The organism is Paraburkholderia phosphatilytica (genome assembly GCF_003443895.1).
GTDB lineage: Bacteria > Pseudomonadota > Gammaproteobacteria > Burkholderiales > Burkholderiaceae > Paraburkholderia > Paraburkholderia phosphatilytica.
Genome location: NZ_QQOA01000003.1, coordinates 1 through 15,495 on the forward strand (window position 1 = coordinate 1; position 15,495 = coordinate 15,495).

The 15,495-nt window shown below is 61.6% G+C and carries 16 protein-coding genes and 1 pseudogene; 5 read left to right on the forward strand and 12 right to left on the reverse strand.

Annotated features, from left to right (window positions below; genetic code table 11):
* Positions 1-118 precede the first annotated feature (118 nt).
* Positions 119-979 carry an MBL fold metallo-hydrolase gene (locus DVS29_RS03575; protein ID WP_118179078.1) on the reverse strand — a complete coding sequence of 287 codons (861 nt, stop codon included), beginning with the start codon at positions 977-979 and terminating at the stop codon, positions 119-121.
* 88 nt (positions 980-1,067) lie between these two features.
* Between DVS29_RS03575 and DVS29_RS03580 the strand changes: the two genes are divergently transcribed.
* From DVS29_RS03580 to DVS29_RS03600, 5 genes are all read left to right on the forward strand, one after another.
* Positions 1,068-1,403 (forward strand): ArsR/SmtB family transcription factor, encoded by a 336-nt coding sequence (locus tag DVS29_RS03580; protein ID WP_118179079.1) that lies wholly within the window; start codon positions 1,068-1,070, stop codon positions 1,401-1,403.
* Positions 1,400-1,834: a YeeE/YedE family protein gene (locus tag DVS29_RS03585; protein WP_118179080.1), complete on the forward strand. Its 435-nt coding sequence runs from the start codon at positions 1,400-1,402 to the stop codon at positions 1,832-1,834. Before DVS29_RS03580 ends, DVS29_RS03585 begins: the two co-directional genes overlap by 4 nt.
* A 1-nt stretch (position 1,835) precedes the next feature.
* Positions 1,836-2,261 (forward strand): YeeE/YedE family protein, encoded by a 426-nt coding sequence (locus DVS29_RS03590; protein ID WP_118179081.1) that lies wholly within the window; start codon positions 1,836-1,838, stop codon positions 2,259-2,261.
* A 163-nt stretch (positions 2,262-2,424) separates the two neighbouring features.
* Positions 2,425-3,420, forward strand: a complete 996-nt coding sequence (locus DVS29_RS03595; protein ID WP_118179082.1) for an IS630 family transposase — start codon at positions 2,425-2,427, stop codon at positions 3,418-3,420.
* Positions 3,417-3,659, forward strand: a complete 243-nt coding sequence (locus tag DVS29_RS03600) for a DUF6429 family protein (RefSeq protein ID WP_118179083.1) — start codon at positions 3,417-3,419, stop codon at positions 3,657-3,659. The genes DVS29_RS03595 and DVS29_RS03600 overlap by 4 nt, the downstream gene beginning before the upstream one ends.
* A 26-nt stretch (positions 3,660-3,685) precedes the next feature.
* Here the strand turns inward: DVS29_RS03600 and DVS29_RS37730 are convergent.
* The 11 genes and pseudogenes from DVS29_RS37730 to DVS29_RS03655 form a co-directional block, all read right to left on the reverse strand.
* Positions 3,686-3,808 (reverse strand): annotated as a pseudogene (locus DVS29_RS37730) (branched-chain amino acid ABC transporter substrate-binding protein); the annotation flags it as partial.
* A 122-nt stretch (positions 3,809-3,930) separates the two neighbouring features.
* Positions 3,931-5,154, reverse strand: coding sequence for a trans-sulfuration enzyme family protein (locus DVS29_RS03610; RefSeq protein WP_205962396.1), 1,224 nt, complete (start codon positions 5,152-5,154; stop codon positions 3,931-3,933).
* Positions 5,120-6,562, reverse strand: coding sequence for an aldehyde dehydrogenase family protein (locus DVS29_RS03615; protein ID WP_118179085.1), 1,443 nt, complete (start codon positions 6,560-6,562; stop codon positions 5,120-5,122). Before DVS29_RS03615 ends, DVS29_RS03610 begins: the two co-directional genes overlap by 35 nt.
* A 69-nt stretch (positions 6,563-6,631) precedes the next feature.
* The gene (locus DVS29_RS03620; RefSeq protein WP_118179086.1) at positions 6,632-7,537 is read right to left on the reverse strand and encodes a PhzF family phenazine biosynthesis protein; all 906 of its coding nucleotides are present in this window, start codon (positions 7,535-7,537) and stop codon (positions 6,632-6,634) included.
* Positions 7,538-7,684: 147 nt separating this feature from the next.
* A complete protein-coding gene (locus tag DVS29_RS03625) occupies positions 7,685-9,001 on the reverse strand; it encodes an MFS transporter (RefSeq protein WP_118179087.1) in 1,317 nt (438 codons plus the stop codon).
* Between the two features lie 67 nt (positions 9,002-9,068).
* Complete coding sequence (locus DVS29_RS03630) at positions 9,069-10,550, reverse strand: aldehyde dehydrogenase family protein (RefSeq protein WP_118179088.1); 1,482 nt, start codon at positions 10,548-10,550, stop codon at positions 9,069-9,071.
* 82 nt (positions 10,551-10,632) lie between these two features.
* Positions 10,633-11,442 carry an aspartate dehydrogenase gene (locus DVS29_RS03635; protein ID WP_118179089.1) on the reverse strand — a complete coding sequence of 270 codons (810 nt, stop codon included), beginning with the start codon at positions 11,440-11,442 and terminating at the stop codon, positions 10,633-10,635.
* 154 nt (positions 11,443-11,596) lie between these two features.
* A complete protein-coding gene (locus DVS29_RS03640) occupies positions 11,597-12,496 on the reverse strand; it encodes a LysR family transcriptional regulator (protein ID WP_118179090.1) in 900 nt (299 codons plus the stop codon).
* A gap of 46 nt (positions 12,497-12,542) precedes the next feature.
* Positions 12,543-13,259, reverse strand: coding sequence for a transporter substrate-binding domain-containing protein (locus tag DVS29_RS03645; protein ID WP_118179091.1), 717 nt, complete (start codon positions 13,257-13,259; stop codon positions 12,543-12,545).
* A gap of 76 nt (positions 13,260-13,335) precedes the next feature.
* Entirely contained in the window at positions 13,336-14,211 is an 876-nt protein-coding gene (locus DVS29_RS03650; RefSeq protein ID WP_118179092.1) for a fumarylacetoacetate hydrolase family protein, read from the reverse strand.
* A 28-nt stretch (positions 14,212-14,239) separates the two neighbouring features.
* On the reverse strand, positions 14,240-15,442 hold the full coding sequence (locus DVS29_RS03655; RefSeq protein ID WP_118179093.1) for a pyridoxal phosphate-dependent aminotransferase: 1,203 nt from the start codon (positions 15,440-15,442) through the stop codon (positions 14,240-14,242).
* Positions 15,443-15,495: the final 53 nt, after the last annotated feature.

A 15,495-nucleotide genomic window follows, 5' to 3' on the forward strand; every position in this document is an offset into this window, starting at 1 on the left:
CTCTGTCACGGTGATGTCCATCAAATCGAAAATGATGGGCACCACTTTGATGTCGCTTCTCGCCCTCGTCTACGACGGTCGCCGTGAGGCGCTTACCTGTTTTGCGCAAATGCGCGCTCTACAAGGCACCAAGGGGGATTTTCAGATAACGCGTGCCGTTGTCTTCCGGTTCAGGCAATGAGCCTGCGCGAATGTTGACCTGGACAGCTGGAAGGATGAGCGTAGGCATATCAAGCGTCCGGTCGCGTGCGGTGCGCATCGCGACGAACGTAGCTTCCGAGTTGCCATCATGCAGATGAATATTGCCTTTGCGCTGTTCAGCCACTGTGGTTTGCCATTGGGGTTGACGCGACTGAGGCGGGTAATCGTGACACATATAAAGCCGGGTCTCGTCAGGTAACGACAACAGTTTACGTGCTGAGCGATAAAGCGTATGCGCATCACCACCCGGAAAATCACACCGTGCGCTACCTACGTCCGGCATGAACATCGTGTCGCCGACAAAAACCGCGTCCCCGATCTGATACGCCACGTCAGCCGGCGTATGTCCCGGCGCATGTATGGCATGCGCACTCAGCCCGCCGATCTGGAACGTTTCGCCAGCGGTGAACAGATGATCGAACTGCTGACCGTCGTCCGGCACGTGCGTACCCAGGTTGAAGACGCGCTTGAATACACCCTGCACTGCGCGAATGCTCTCGCCGATGGCAATCCTTCCTCCCAGTCGCGTCTTCAGATATTGAGCTGCCGACAGATGGTCCGCGTGAGCATGCGTTTCCAGCAGCCATTCGACACGCAACCCATGCGCCCGCACAAATTCCACGACCTTGTCGGCCGATCGAGTCGAGATACGGCCGGCCTTCGGGTCATAGTCGAGCACCGAATCGATCACGGCACACGCAGAGCCATCGCCGGCGTGAACGACATAGGTAACGGTGCAGGTGGTCCGATCAAAGAACGCTTCTACCAGTGGCTTCATCGCATGTTCCAGTCAGTACATTGAAAAATAATATATATTTTAATATAATGAAGGTCAACATGATTGTCAGGTAAAAGGACGCCGATCGATGGGCACGCCATTATCTCCCGCCGCGCTCGACTCGCTGCGGCAATCCGCGACGAAATGCTGCGCCCTTCTCAAAGCCATGGCGCAGGAGGACCGTCTGCTGCTGTTGTGCCAACTGATCGAAGGCGAACATAACGTTGGGGAACTGGAAGCAGCGGTCGGCCTTCATCAACCGAGCCTTTCGCAACATCTTGGCGTGCTGCGCGAAGAAGGCCTTGTCAGCACGCGGCGCGAGGGAAAGTACATGTACTACAGTCTCGCGGGCGCCGAAGTCTTAAGCATCATGGAGACGTTGTCGAACCTCTATTGCGGCAAAGTCAAAGGGCGCCTGAAATGAGCATCGATCTTGCTCACTTCACGCCGCTTCCCGCACTCGCCGGCGGCTTGCTGATCGGTCTCGCGGCAACGCTGCTTGTGCTCGGGAACGGCCGTATCGCCGGCATCAGCGGGATACTTGGCGGCCTGCTCAACACGACATCCAGCGATCATGCATGGCGCGCAGCATTCGTGCTTGGGCTCTTTGCTGCGCCCTGGGTATTCAAGCTTTTCACGGCACTGCCGACCGTCGCGATTACGTCATCGCCGCCAGTGCTCGTTGCGGCTGGTCTGCTCGTTGGCATCGGCACCCGCTATGCGTCCGGTTGCACGAGTGGTCACGGCGTATGCGGCCTTTCACGCGGTTCGGTCCGCTCGCTTGCGGCCACCGCGACGTTCATGGCAATGGGCTTTTTGACCGTTTTCGTTACCCGCCATCCGCTGGGGCTTTGACATGCTGATTCTCAACGCGCTACTGGCCGGTCTGATATTCGCCACGGGACTGATCGTTTCCGGCATGGCCAACCCTGCGAAGGTGCTGGGTTTTCTCGATATCGCGGGCAACTGGGACCCGTCACTGGCGTTCGTCATGGCCGGCGCGATCGCAGTTAGCAGTGTCGGCTTCACGATAGCACGCAGGCTCAAGCGGAGCCTGCTCAAGGCGCCCATGTCGCTGCCGACCGCGACGCACATTGACCGCCGCCTGCTTGCTGGTAGCGCCATGTTCGGTGCCGGCTGGGGCATGGCAGGATTCTGCCCGGGACCGGCTCTCGTTAGCGCCGGAAGCGGTGAGTTTGAATCGATGCTGTTCGTCATCGCCATGCTCGTTGGCATGAAGATTTTCGCGTTGGTCGAACAACGCGTTACCCAAACCAACTGATCGTAGCCGTGCCCAGACCTCGCACTTCCTGACGCGGTGGTCTGGCCGATATGGTGTGCCGGTGCCTGCTACTGTCAGCTAGTGTCATGAGTTGGAAATTCATTGAATGATGTCGATCGCGTACTAAAGTGTTCTGTGTGGCACTTGATACGAGGAGACATCGATGAGCGGACGGGCCAAAGGGGAACTCGTGCTGAGCGAATCGGAGCGCGAAGAACTGCAAGCGCTGACGATGCGACGCAAGACTGCGCAGGCCCTAGCATCGCGGGCGCGCATAGTGTTGGCCTGTGCCGACGGGATAGACAACAAGGCCGTTGCAGCGAAACAGCGGGTCACTCAGCAAACGGTTTCGAAGTGGCGGGCGAGGTTCATGATCCACCGTCTGGACGGACTGCTCGATGCACCTCGACCTGGCGCGCCGAGAACGATCAATGACGCGCGCGTCGATGCGGTCATCGCAAAAACGCTTGAGTCGGTGCCTGTCGGAGCAACGCACTGGAGTACGCGCACGATGGCCCGTGAGATGAAGCTGTCGCAGACGGCGGTCACGCGGATCTGGCGTGCTTTCGGCTTGCAGCCGCACCGGCAGGAAACGTTCAAGTTCTCCAGCGATCCGATGTTCGTCGACAAGGTGCGGGATATCGTCGGGCTTTACCTGAACCCGCCGCTCAAGACGATGGTGCTGTGTGTGGACGAGAAGAGCCAGATTCAGGCGCTGGACATCGCGACCGGTGAAGTGATCGGCGAGATACATCGGCGCCATCGCAGCAGCGAATTCCTACGCTTTCTGCGCACCATCGAGGCCACCGTGCCGTCTTACCTGGATGTTCATCTGGTGATGGACAACTATGGCACGCACAAAACGCCCTCGATCAAAGCCTGGTTCGCTCGTCATCCTCGCTTCCATGTTCACTTCACGCCCACCTCGGCATCGTGGCTTAACCAGGTCGAACGCTGGTTCGCTGCGCTGACTGAAAAATACCTTCGACGCGGTACGCACCGCTCGACGCGTCAACTCGAAGACGCGATCCGCCATTACCTGGACGTCTATAACGCCAATCCGCAACGGTTCATCTGGAGCAAGTCGGCTGATGGCATTCTGGCGAGTCTCGAACGGTTTTGTGCGCGGATCGGCAACGCTACGGCAGGTGCGTCATGAATATCAATACCGATGCAATCGACGAAGTCGCCCTGGCACTGCTCTACCTGACCCTGCACGACCGGTACCGCGCGTGGAAGGGATTCGACTGGGATGTGCTGAACCGGCTCTACGAGCGAGGTTTCATTGAAGACCCGGTCAACAAGACGAAGTCCGTGATCTTTACCGAAAAAGGATTGCGTGAGTCCGAGCGGCTCTTCAATCAGCATTTCGTCATTCCGGACAAGACAGGAAATTGATTCAGCGAACTTCTAACTCACGACACTAGCTGTGCACCGTTCTCGTTGTCTTTCCCTAGATGAGCGATACTCCCGGTCAGCGGTTCGACGCTCCCGATCTTCACAATTTCATCCGCTTGAACAGCGCCCGTCACCGCGACGAGCGCGATGGTAGCCGTAACATAGGACGCGAGCTTGCACGAGGAAAAGATCAAGCTTTTTCTTATCACTTTAGTTTTCCTATTTTTAAAAATCACCTCATAGCCAAACTTTCCATTCGACCGCTGGAAGTTCAGCCGAACGTATCGCCGAGCGCCGCCTCGATATCTGCAATCAGATCGGCCGGGTCCTCGAGACCGATCGACAGGCGCAGGTGACCATACTCCCGAAACACGTCCGGATAGCACTCCGATCCGCCGCGCCCCGCCTTGCCGACGTGCACGATCAGAGACTCGTCATGTCCGAGCGATACCGCTGAGGTAATGAGACGCAGATTAGCCACGAAGCGATTCTGTCTGTCCGGTTCACCTTTGACGGCAAACGCCATGACACCGCCGTATCCCGCGCCACCAAACTGGCGCGATGCAAGCTCATGTTGAGAATGAGAAGCCAGTCCCGGAAATGCCACGAAAGCAATGCGCGAATCCTTGTCGAGGAACTCGGCAACTTTCCGTGCGGTAGACATATGCTGAGCCAGACGTAGCGGCAATGTCACCGAGCCTCGCATGATCAGCCACGCGTTGAAAGGCGAGATCGAACCGCCCACGTCGACAAGCGCATCCGCCTTCAGGCGGCGGATCAACTCCGCGCGGCCGATCACGGCTCCGCCCATTGCGTCGCCGTGTCCGTTGATGTATTTCGTCAGCGCATGAACGACGAAATCCGCATCGTGCTCAAGGCCCCGGAACATCGGCGGGGGCGTGAAGGTCGCATCGATCGACAGCATGGCGCCCGCATCGCGCGCAATCGCCGCCAGCGCCCGGACGTCCGCCACCTTCGTGGTTGGATTAGCAATGGTCTCAGCATGGATCAGCTTCGTATTCGGCCGTACCGCTTCGCGTACCGCGGTGAGGTCGCTGACGTCCACGAACGTCGCTTCGATACCGTACCGCGCCGGGAGCAGATCGCTGAAGAGACGCCAGACTGCCTCATACGTGACATCGCTGACCACGACGTGATCGCCGCTTTTCAGGAAGGTGAAAAAAATCGCATGCAACGCAGCAACGCCCGTGCTGAACACGGCAGCTTCCTCACCACGCTCCATCGCGGCAAGCTTGCGCTCGAGGCAAAGCTGGTTGTGCCCGGAATTGCGGTTATAGAAGAGTGTCTGCGAGTCCGACCAGTCGAGCGCGGACGGGTCATCAGGCAACCGGTATGAATTCGCCATCACGATCGGTGTACGGATCGCGCCCGTCGTCGTATCGATGACGTTTCCCGCATGCACCGCCTGACTACAGAAAGCGAGGCTAGCGGGCTGATCTTTATCGGGGCGTTGCTGAATGCTTGCGGGTGGCATATTCGCTCTTCCTGATACACACGACCTTCGGTTGTGTCATTTCCTCGTACGCAAACCTGACGCCTTCGCGGCCCAGGCTTCCGTACTTGAAGCCGCCGAACGGCATGGCATCGAACCGGTAGTCCGACGAGTCGTTGATCATGACCCCACCGGCTTCCAGTTCGTCAGCCGCCTTCAGCGCAGCGTGCAGATCATTGGTGAAAATGCCAGCATGTAGACTGTACTCGGGGCTGTTGGCGAGCAGGAGCGCCTCCTCCAGCGTCTCGATCCGCTGCAGCACGACAACCGGGCTGAAAACCTCCTGATGCCACAGGTCGCATGCGAAGCTGACATTCTCGAGCACGGTCGGAGCATAGAGCGAACCGTCCTGAGTATTGCCGCAGAGCAGCGTGGCGCCCTGACCGATTGCAGCGTCCACCACGCGTTTCGTCCGGACGGCCGCCTGGGCCGTGATCATCGGCCCGACATCGGTGTCGGGCAGCGCGGGATTGCCCGTCCTGAGCGCTCTGGTACGGTCAACGAAGCAACTCCTGAAGTCGTCATAGACGGACGACTGGATCAGTATGCGCTGCGTGCCGACGCAATTCTGGCCTGCGGCCCAGTACGCTCCCGATACGCAGGACTCGACGGCATCGTCGAGGTCGCAGTCATTCAGGACGATGACGGGCGCGTTGCCTCCCAGGTCCATCGCGAGCTTTTTGAGGCCTGCGGCGCGGGCTATTTTCTCGCCGGTGATGAACCCGCCGGTAAAGGACACCATTCTGACGTCCCGGGATGAAACCAGTGCTTCGCCGAGCGCCGCCCCGCCTGTTGCCACCGACACGACGTGCGGCGGCATGCCGGCCGCCACAAGGTAGCCGACCAGCTTGATGGCCGAAAGCGGCGTCAGTTCCGAGGGTTTGAGGATCACGGCATTGCCGCCGGCGATCGCGGGCCCGAGCTTGTGCGCGACCAGGTTGAGCGGGTCGTTGTACGGCGTGATCGCCACGATGACACCGAGGGGTTCGCGCGTGAACCATCCCTGCCGGTTGGCCGATCCGTCATAGGCATCGAACGGCACGACTTCACCTCCGTTTCGACGTGCCTCATCGGCGGAGAGCTTGAGCGTGTTCACGCAGCGCAGCACTTCCTTGCGGGCCTGCCGGACCGTCTTGCCCGCTTCCGCGACGATGAGTTCGGCAAACGCATCCCTGTCGCGCTCCACGAGCGACGCGCAGGTCTCTAGCACGCGAGCCCGTTCGTAACGGGACAGGCTTCGGCAGGCGCGCGCCCCCTCCTTCGCAGTCTCTATCAGCACCTGCGCGCCTTCCGGCGGAATATCCACGACGGTGCCCACCTCGACGCCATCGAAGGGATTGGTAACGGAGATAAAGCCGGACGATGATTCGATGGGCAATGCGTGGTTCATTTCACAACACCAGGGGGTCGTCTTTTATGTCGAATGGGGAACATGCCGGAAATCGAAGTGCAAACAACTTCAGCCTGTCTCGTTGCCGGTCCCGGTCCGAAGCGTCAGCGAACCTTCCACCGATGTGACGCAGGCACCGCCGACGCGCACATTTCCGTTCGCATCCACGCTCACCTTGATTCGTCCATCCCGGCCAACACGGCGCCCCTGTGCAGCCACGTAGTCCGTCCCGCCGGGCGGCAACAGGCCGCGCTGCCACTGGAAGGCCGCCACGCTGCCGTTGCCGCTTCCGCAGACAGGATCCTCCTCGACCCCGCACGAGGGCGCGAAGGTCCGCACCTCGATTACCGCGTCGCCTCCCTCTTCGCGAGCGCCGAATACGGTCACGCCAGTCACGCCGAGGCGACGCTCGAGGTCCGCCAGCCGCGCGAAATCCGGCCGAAGATCGAGTACGGAAGCGGCATCCTTCAAACGCGCCACGATCCAGACTGGGCCAACAGTCACGATACCCGGCGCCGTCTCGACGTCCACCTGGCAGCCGAGAATGCGCGCAAGTTCAGCCTTGTCTTCGGGGTGCAACGGCTCCAGCTTCGCAGGCGGCAAGCAGAAGCTGAGCTGACCGCTTCCGCCTTGCTCCTCGGCCCTCACTTCGACGAGGCCGATACTGCATTGCTGGACCAAACAGCCGCCTTGACGAAGGGTAGCGCGTCCGGCTTCCAGCAGGGCGTGCGCACTGCCGAGCGTCGGATGTCCCGCAAACGGAAGCTCACTGCGCGGCGTGAAAATCCTCAGTCGATAATCGGCTTCGGCGGTCGTAGTCCGCAGGACAAAGGTGGTTTCGGAAAGGTTGGTCCAGCCCGCGATAGCCTGCATCTCGCCGTCGGTCAGTCCGTCCGCGTCCATGACCACGGCCACCGGATTGCCCAGCAGTGGCCGGGACGTGAAGACGTCGACTACTCTATAGGATCGCTTCATAACGCTTCGCTCGACTCCCTCGGATATCGGGGTTACCTTCGGATGCAATGGAACACATGCATCGTAGCGCCTGCGGCGCAGCCATAACAGTCACAATTTTCGCGCCATTGGAGCATCACAATTTCTCTTCGGGATGCGGGCGTGGGCTCACCGGTTGACGATCCGCTTCGGCATCGCGAGCGCCAGCAGGGAACCCAACAGCAGGCACGCACCAAAAGTGATGACACCCGCGCTCATGCTGTGCGTCCGATCTTTCAGCCAGCCGAGGAAATAGGTGCTCGCGAAGCCGCCAAGGTTGGCGATGGAGCACGCGAACGCAATCCCCGCCGCCGCAGCCGTGCCGCGGAGAAACGTCGACGGGAGCGCCCAGATCACCGGCATCGCGGCCGCTGCCCCGGCGTTGGCCATCGAGAGCAGGATGACGATCGCGGCAACGTTGCCCGGAAAGAAAGCGCATGCAATCAGGCCGAACGCCGACCACAGAAACGGCACGGCGACATGCCAGCGACGCTCGCGGAACCAGTCGGAGCTGATCCCGGCTACCAGCACCATGACAACCGCGAAGCCATTGGGTATCGCCATCAGCGCGCCTATCTGGACTGCGCTCCTGACGCCGGCCTCACGCAGCATGGTGGGCATCCAGAAGCCGATTGAATAGAAGCAGAGCAGCACGCACAGGTCGAGATAGCCCACCACCCATACTTTCGGATTGGCAAATGCCTGCGCCAACCCGTGCGCCTTCGTCTGATCCTGATCCGCCTCGATGTCGCGCCTGAGCCTCGCAAGTTCGGCTGTGGTGAGAAAACGCGCATCCTGCCAGGTTTTCGGCAGGCACAGATAGACGAGCACGCCCAGCAGCAAGGACGGCAGCGCCTCCAGCGCGAACAGCCACTGCCAGCCTTGCAGGCCGCGCAAGCCGTCGAAGACCGACAGGATCCAGCCGGAAAGCGGCGAGCCAAGCAGACTCGACAGCGGCAGGCCCACCATAAAGAGTGCGACGATCCGGCCGCGCCGCGCATCGGGAAACCAGTAGGTGAGGTAAAGCAGTGCGCCAGGAAGAAAGCCTGCTTCCGCCACGCCAAGCAGGAAGCGCACGACGTAGAACTGCGCGGGTGTCTTCACGAACATCGTCAGCCCGGAAAGCAGGCCCCACGTGACCATGATGCGCGCAATCCAGAACCGGGCGCCCACCTTGTCGAGTATGAGATTGCTGGGTACCTCGAACAGGATGTAGCCGACGAAGAACAGGCCTGCGCCGAGCCCATAGACCGTTTCGCTGAAGCCCAGCGAATCGAGCATCTGCAGTTTCGCAATGCCCACATTGACCCGGTCCAGGAACGCGGAAAAGAAACACAAGCCAAGGAACGGGGCGAACCTCCACGTGAGCTTGCGATAGAGACTGCGCCCGGTCAGCGCGTCGTCTTCGAGTTCACAGGACGGAATGTTCACGGGAGACGTCGACATGTCGTATCCATTCAGGATGGTAGGGAAAGCGTGGGTCGCCACTCGCGGTGACCCGCGCAAAGGGGCGTCACGAATAGTTGATCACGAGCAGTTTGATTTCCGACATCTCGTCCATCGCGTATCGTGTGCCTTCACGGCCCGAGCCGGATTCCTTCCAGCCGCCGAAAGGCATGTTGTCGATGCGGTAGATCGGAACATCGTTGATCATCAATCCACCGACGTCCCACTTCTCCAGCGCCCGGAACGCACGCTGCAGATCCCTCGTGAACAGGCCGCCCTGCAGGCCATAGCGCGAATCGTTGGCACGCGCGACGGCCTCGTCGAACGTGCGATAGCTGTTGAGTGTGAGCGCCGGCCCGAAGATTTCCTCGTCCTCGACCAGCATGCCCGGCTGGGTATTCGCCAGCACCGTCGGCTGCACCACGGCTCCGACGCGCGGACCGCCGGCCAGCAGGTGCGCTCCCTCAGCCTGGGCCGCGTCGATCCAGCTCTGGATGCGGATCGCTGATTTCTCGTCGATAACCGGTCCCACGTCGATACCCTCCTCCATCGGATCGCCGACGCGGCAAGCCCGCACCTTGTCGAGCAGCCGGGTCTCGAACTGCTCCCGCACGCTTTCGTGCACCAGAATGCGTTGCACACCGATGCAGTACTGTCCGCCGAACACGACTCCGCCACGGACACAACGCGCCGCCGCGAGGTCGAGATCCGCGTCTTCCGCCACGATCACCGTGCCGTTACCGCCGAGTTCGAGCGCCACCTTTTTGTGACCGGCAATCGATTTGATGTGCCAGCCGACCTTGGCGCTTCCCGTAAAGGTCACCATGGCAAAGCGGCTGTCGCGCACCATCGACTCCGCCAGCGGGATGCTGCAGTGACACACCTCGAGCGCGCCGTCGGGCAGGCCCGCATCGCGCATGACCTGCTGGAGCAAGAGGCTGGTCAGCGGGGTTTGCGGCGCAGGCTTCAGCACGACCGCATTGCCTACCGCAATCGCCGGCGCGACTTTGTGAAGGACGAGGTTGAGCGGAAAATTGAATGGCGAAATCGCCAGGATGACACCGATCGGAAACCGCCGTGCGAGACCGACACGACGGCGCATGTCCGCCAGCTTGTCCACGTCGAGCCCCGACAGATTCGTCGCGCCGCCGCTCGCATCGGTCGTCTGGTACTCAAATACGCCCGCGTCGACGTCGAGCGGCACTTCTTCGCCGTGACTGCGCCGCGCTTCGGCAGCCGCATTGCGCAGATTGAAGATGCCACGCGAAACTTCGCCGCGCGCATCGTACAAGGGCTTTCCCGATTCCGCCGCGATCGTCCGCACGAATTCGTCGCGCCGAACTTCGATCAGGTCCGCCGCGCGGCGCAGGATATCCGCGCGCACAAAGCGGGGCAGACTGCGCATGATCTCGAACGCTGCCTGGGCACGCTCGATCGATCGCTCGACGGCATCCGCGTCGGCGACCGGCATATGACCGACCACGCTGCCGTCGTAAGGGCTGCGCACAACATCGGATTGTCGGCTTTCGACTTCGCTTTCGTTTTTCATATGGAATCCTTATCTATCGGTTTAGTTTCAATTCATTGCTGGTCGCTTTCGCCCTGCTATCCGAAGGCAGGCCTTTTGCCGGCTAGGCGACGACCAGGGTCCGGGTCAGATCCACGATCGCGCGGACGAGGCTGTGGGGCGCCAGCATCGAGGTTTTGGGGTTGCTCGGCAACGTCTTACCTGACACAGCGATGTCGATCTCGCCAAAGTCGCCCTGCGCCTTGATCCGGTGCGCGTTGCCGGTGGCGAGAGGATCGGCGTTCAGGACGACTTTGGTCTGATCGAAGCCGATGCCGGCGAGCGCGACGGCAGCCGCCACATTGGCATTCTGCGGAAAGAGGCGTGCCGCATCTCGCGCCGTGCCCTCATAGAAGGCGGTGGGCCGCATGATGTCGTCGAGCGCCACCAGCGCTTCGGCGGGCGTGCCCCGCCACGCATCCGGCGCCTTGTGCGATTCGTACCGCACCTCGCGCAGGCCGGCGAACTTCGCCGCACCGAGCGCGTCGAGCCCGCCCAGCGCGCCGGAGGGAATGCGCAGACGCGCCCCTTTGGCCGTTGCCGCATCGATCAACAATGTCTCGAGCACGGGATCCGCCAGTGCACCGACCGAGGCGACGAGCAGGTCATGCCCCGCCGCCAGGACCGACGGTCCCAGATTGCGCAGCGCTTCGTGGCCCGCGCATTCGACGACGAGATCGAGCTCGCCATCGAGCAGATCGTCAACGCTGTCGACGATCCGCGTGCCGGTGCCGGTACCGAGCGCCTTGCGCGCACGTTCGCGGGATTCGGTCCGCTCATAGACGACCTGGACCCGAACACCAGGCGCATATCGACCCAGCAGGTCATAAAGCAGGCTACCGATCGCTCCGCAGCCTATCAATCCTACGTTCATCGTTTTCCTCGCTCGGTTCGCGGCGCAAAGGTGCGGCGTCGCGTGATGAACACATTAGAGGTGAACCAAATTTCCCGAGGAAGGTGCTTGAGGTGATGTCTATGGTCACCAAAACAGAACACCAAGTGCGATGAGGAAGGAGGAAGGAAGGGATTCAGCGCGCCGTCCCCAGGCGGCGAAGCAGAACTTTCAGGAAGCGCTGCGCCGCGGCGGACATCTGCCGTCCCCGGGCCGTAATCACGTCGATCGTGGCAGCCCCGGAATCGCGCTCGTCGAGCGGAATGGCGCGCAGCCAGCCGTGCGCCTGTTCCTGCGTCAGGGTGAGCGGCGGCATGAAGCTGACGATGTCGGACTGCCTGACGAGGTTCTTGATCACCTGCAGCGAGTTCGCTTCGACGGCGATCTGAAGCGTGACGTTCGCCCGCTCGGCGGCCTTTTCGATCAGATAGCGGATACCGAAGGTCCGCGCCGGCAAAGCGACCCGGATCATCTCCAGTTCGGACATCGACACCGCTCTTCGGTCGGCCAGAGGATGCTCCGGCCGGCAAATCATCTGCAACGGCTGGACGGAGCGGCCGTGCAGATTGAGGTCGTCGCGATTGAGAACATTGAAGGCCACGCCAATCTCGGCGCGATGGTCGACGAGCGCGTCGACGATCTGTGCGGTGCCGCAAACATCGAGATGGACGACAATGCCCGGATAGTCGCGAGAAAACTCGTTGATCAGGTCGGGCATGAAGCTGTGCACGGCGGCCTCGACCAGCGCGACGCGGACCGCGCCTCGGCGTAACGCGCTCAGGTCGTCCATCGCGGCATGCAACTGCTCCACGTGGCGTGTGTTGGCGCCAACGTAATCGAGCAGAAGCTGGCCGGCCACGGTCAGCGTCACGCCGCGCGCCGAGCGGTCGAACAGCGTGACGCCCAGTTCCTTTTCCAGGTTGCTGATCTGTTTGCTGATCGCGCTGGGTGCAACAAAGAACGTCTCGGACGCATGCCTTAGCGACCCCGTGCGCGCGACCTCTGCGAAATACCTGAGCGACTGCGGCTGGATCATGATGTCAGGTCCGCGCGGCAGAGCATCCAGCCTGACGCCTTTCTTCTCAGGCTGCGCTCACGCCGTCGAGCTCCGTGCGTGTGAGACCGTACTTCGCCATGCGGGCACGGTGATCATCCGAACCGAGGTACTGGCGAAGCTGCTCGTTCACGGCCTGCAGGAGATCAGGGTTGCGCTTGCTGAACGAAAAGGCACCCACGGGCGCTCGCCCGTCCCGACTCATCTCGAGCGCAGCCACTTCAAGTTGCGGGTTGGCACTCGCAAGGGCACGGCTTCCAACCGCCGTGCTCGCGTAGGCATCGATCGTTCCTGACAGCAGTGCGTCGATCGCGTCGGGCTGGTCCTTGAATGCCACGATCTGGCTATCGCTCACGCCGGCCGACTTCGCGGCGTCGAGCTGAACCGTCCCGGCGACGACCCCAAGCCGCGCGTCGTTCCGCGCCGCGACGGCGCCGTAGCTCGTGAGCACTTTCGGATTGCCATGCCGGAGCAGCAAGCCGTCACCCAGTGCCCAGACCGGCGCGCTGAACGCCACGGACCCGGCACGCTCTGCCGTCACGAAAATCGGCACGTTCATGTCCCAACGGTCTTCCTGCACGCCACGCAGAAGCTCATCGAAAGGTACCCGCTGATATTCGATGGCCGACACACCGGCTGCCCGCAGCACCACCTCGGCAAGTTCGATGTCGGCGCCCTTCACGGATCCGTCTTCGGCCGTCCAGTAAAAGGGCGGTTCCTCGAGATAGGCGATTCTTACTTTCATAGCTTTGCTCCGCATGTAGAGGAGTTAAAGGACCTTGAATGCCAATCCGGTTGCGGCACACGCAGTCCGTCGCGTTTCATTTGAGCGGGTTCGTCGTCCGCTTTGCACAGGTTGCCGCATGAATCTCGCAGCGTTGTGAACCGAGTCCCTCAATTCCGCAGGTGATGATGTCGCCTTCCTTCAGATAGTCCGGATCCGGCTTGTTGTAGGCCACGCCTTGCGGCGTTCCGGTCAGGACGAGATCGCCCGGCAGCAACGTCATGAACTCGCTCAGATGCGCAACGATCTGGCTGACCGGAAAAACCAGCCTGCCGGTACGGCTTTCCTGTCGGGGCACATCGTTTTTCCGCAGCCAGATCCTGAGATCCAGCGACGCCGGAAGTTCATCCAGCGTGACGAGCCATGGCCCGAGGGGCGCGAACGTATCCGCGCTTTTCGCCTTGCTCCACTGGCCGCCACGCTCGAACTGCCATTGCCGGTCGGTAACGTCGTTGGCGACGGCGACGCCCGCGACAAGCGACGCGGCCTCCCCGGGTCGAACATTGCGAGCCACGCCCCCCATGACCACGGCGAGTTCGACTTCCCAGTCCACCGCATTGGCCGTCGCCGGAATGACGATCGGGTCGAATGGTCCGCTAAGCGCGGTCGGAGACTTGAAGAAAATGAGCGGTTCCCGCGGCAGGTCGAATCCGGTTTCCTCCGCGTGATCGGCGTAGTTCAATCCAATACAGATGATTTTGCCCGGGGTGCCGATCGGGCAACCCAGCCGGGACCGTGCCTCCGCAACCGGCAGTTGAGAGACGTCGGATCGCGCCAGGTCGCGCAAGGCGCCGACCTCCAGCGCGTTACCGGACCAGTCGCGGACCAGGCTGCTGGCGTCACGGACGGTTCCGGACGCATCGAGGACCCCTGGTCGCTCTTCTTCGGGCAGACCAAATCGAACAAGTCTCATGCCGATGGTATCCAGTTGTTACGACGCATCACGCCGTAACCGCGTCCATGACCGACGAAAGTGCGGACAACGCGGGTCCAAGGCGCGCAGACGGCAGATAACCGAAGCCCAGCCGGAATACCCGGCTACTTTCGCCAAACCATGTTCCGCACGCCAGTTGCAGGTCGTGGCCGGGCAAACGGTCCCAGAAGCGCGAGACAGCGGCTTCGTCGAATGCGTCGGAGCGTAGCCGCACGCAGCACAGCGCGCCGGCATCCGGGCGTACCCACTCGACGCGTCCGTGCTCGCTCTCGCACCAGAGCGCCAGTTGCTGGAGCGCGCCGGCAAGCAGCTGGCGTCGCGCTGAGAGCACGCCTTGCCTGTTGCGCAGCAACGCCACAGCGAGGGTCTCGTCGAGTACCGAGCCCGAGATCACGGTGTTCATTTTGGCGACGGTCAGGCGCGCCCGAAGATCCGCGTCGGGCACCGTGAGCCAGCCGGTGCGCAAGCCCGGCGCACCGAGCGCCTTCGATACCGACGCGCCGGTGACGATACGTGGGTCCATCGCGGCGAAACTCTCGATGACGGCGTCGTCGCCATAGGCGGCCTCCCGATAGGTCTCGTCGATGAACAGGATCGCTTGCGGCGAGCGCTTTTCCATCAAGGCAAGGAGCTTCTCGACGTCTGCACGAGACGTCTGGATCCCACTCGGGTTTTGCGGCGAAGCGATACTCACCAGCTTCGTTTTCGGCGACAGGCTTGCGGCGATCTGGTCGAGGTCCAGTCCATAGCCGTTCTCGAACGACAGCTTGACCTCACAAACGCTGACGCCAGCGCCGACCAGGCAGTCACGACTCGGCGGAAAGCATGGTGTCGCGAGAACGGCGTCGTCGCCGGACCGGCACACTTCGAAAGCAAGCAGAAACAGCCCGAGCGCGGTGCCTTGTGTCGTGATGATCTGCTCTGCCGGAACATTGCAGCCCTCGGCAATGGCCTCACGAAGGGCGCTTGAACCCGCCGACGTGCCATAGCCCAGCTTCAGCGAGCGGATCTGATCGAGACCCGCCAGATCCAGCAGTTCGCCTAACGTCAGATCCTGTGAGGTACTCTCCGCCAGATTGAACGGGCGATTCACGTCGAGCAGCGAAATGATCTCGTTGCGTGGAAATCGCCCGCGCCATTCAGGACGATCCGATTCGCTCGCTCCAGACCTTTGCCTTGCGTTGAACTTCGCTTGAAAACCATCATTCATGCGCTTGCCTTTGTTTGCCTTGAACTATTGCCGGACGATCGGCCGCGAGCAGC

What these genes read in the sequence shown, in the direction of transcription:
- DVS29_RS03620 (WP_118179086.1), bottom strand. Translation starts at nt 7,537, where the DNA reads ATGAAGCGATCCTATAGAGTAGTCGACGTCTTCACGTCCCGGCCACTG.
- DVS29_RS03640 (WP_118179090.1), bottom strand. Translation starts at nt 12,496, where the DNA reads ATGATCCAGCCGCAGTCGCTCAGGTATTTCGCAGAGGTCGCGCGCACG.
- DVS29_RS03625 (WP_118179087.1), bottom strand. Translation starts at nt 9,001, where the DNA reads ATGTCGACGTCTCCCGTGAACATTCCGTCCTGTGAACTCGAAGACGAC.
- DVS29_RS03645 (WP_118179091.1), bottom strand. Translation starts at nt 13,259, where the DNA reads ATGAAAGTAAGAATCGCCTATCTCGAGGAACCGCCCTTTTACTGGACG.
- DVS29_RS03635 (WP_118179089.1), bottom strand. Translation starts at nt 11,442, where the DNA reads ATGAACGTAGGATTGATAGGCTGCGGAGCGATCGGTAGCCTGCTTTAT.
- DVS29_RS03655 (WP_118179093.1), bottom strand. Translation starts at nt 15,442, where the DNA reads ATGAATGATGGTTTTCAAGCGAAGTTCAACGCAAGGCAAAGGTCTGGA.
- DVS29_RS03600 (WP_118179083.1), top strand. Translation starts at nt 3,417, where the DNA reads ATGAATATCAATACCGATGCAATCGACGAAGTCGCCCTGGCACTGCTC.
- DVS29_RS03615 (WP_118179085.1), bottom strand. Translation starts at nt 6,562, where the DNA reads ATGAACCACGCATTGCCCATCGAATCATCGTCCGGCTTTATCTCCGTT.
- DVS29_RS03610 (WP_205962396.1), bottom strand. Translation starts at nt 5,154, where the DNA reads ATGCCACCCGCAAGCATTCAGCAACGCCCCGATAAAGATCAGCCCGCT.
- DVS29_RS03580 (WP_118179079.1), top strand. Translation starts at nt 1,068, where the DNA reads ATGGGCACGCCATTATCTCCCGCCGCGCTCGACTCGCTGCGGCAATCC.
- DVS29_RS03630 (WP_118179088.1), bottom strand. Translation starts at nt 10,550, where the DNA reads ATGAAAAACGAAAGCGAAGTCGAAAGCCGACAATCCGATGTTGTGCGC.
- DVS29_RS03585 (WP_118179080.1), top strand. Translation starts at nt 1,400, where the DNA reads ATGAGCATCGATCTTGCTCACTTCACGCCGCTTCCCGCACTCGCCGGC.
- DVS29_RS03595 (WP_118179082.1), top strand. Translation starts at nt 2,425, where the DNA reads ATGAGCGGACGGGCCAAAGGGGAACTCGTGCTGAGCGAATCGGAGCGC.
- DVS29_RS03575 (WP_118179078.1), bottom strand. Translation starts at nt 979, where the DNA reads ATGAAGCCACTGGTAGAAGCGTTCTTTGATCGGACCACCTGCACCGTT.
- DVS29_RS03650 (WP_118179092.1), bottom strand. Translation starts at nt 14,211, where the DNA reads ATGAGACTTGTTCGATTTGGTCTGCCCGAAGAAGAGCGACCAGGGGTC.
- DVS29_RS03590 (WP_118179081.1), top strand. Translation starts at nt 1,836, where the DNA reads ATGCTGATTCTCAACGCGCTACTGGCCGGTCTGATATTCGCCACGGGA.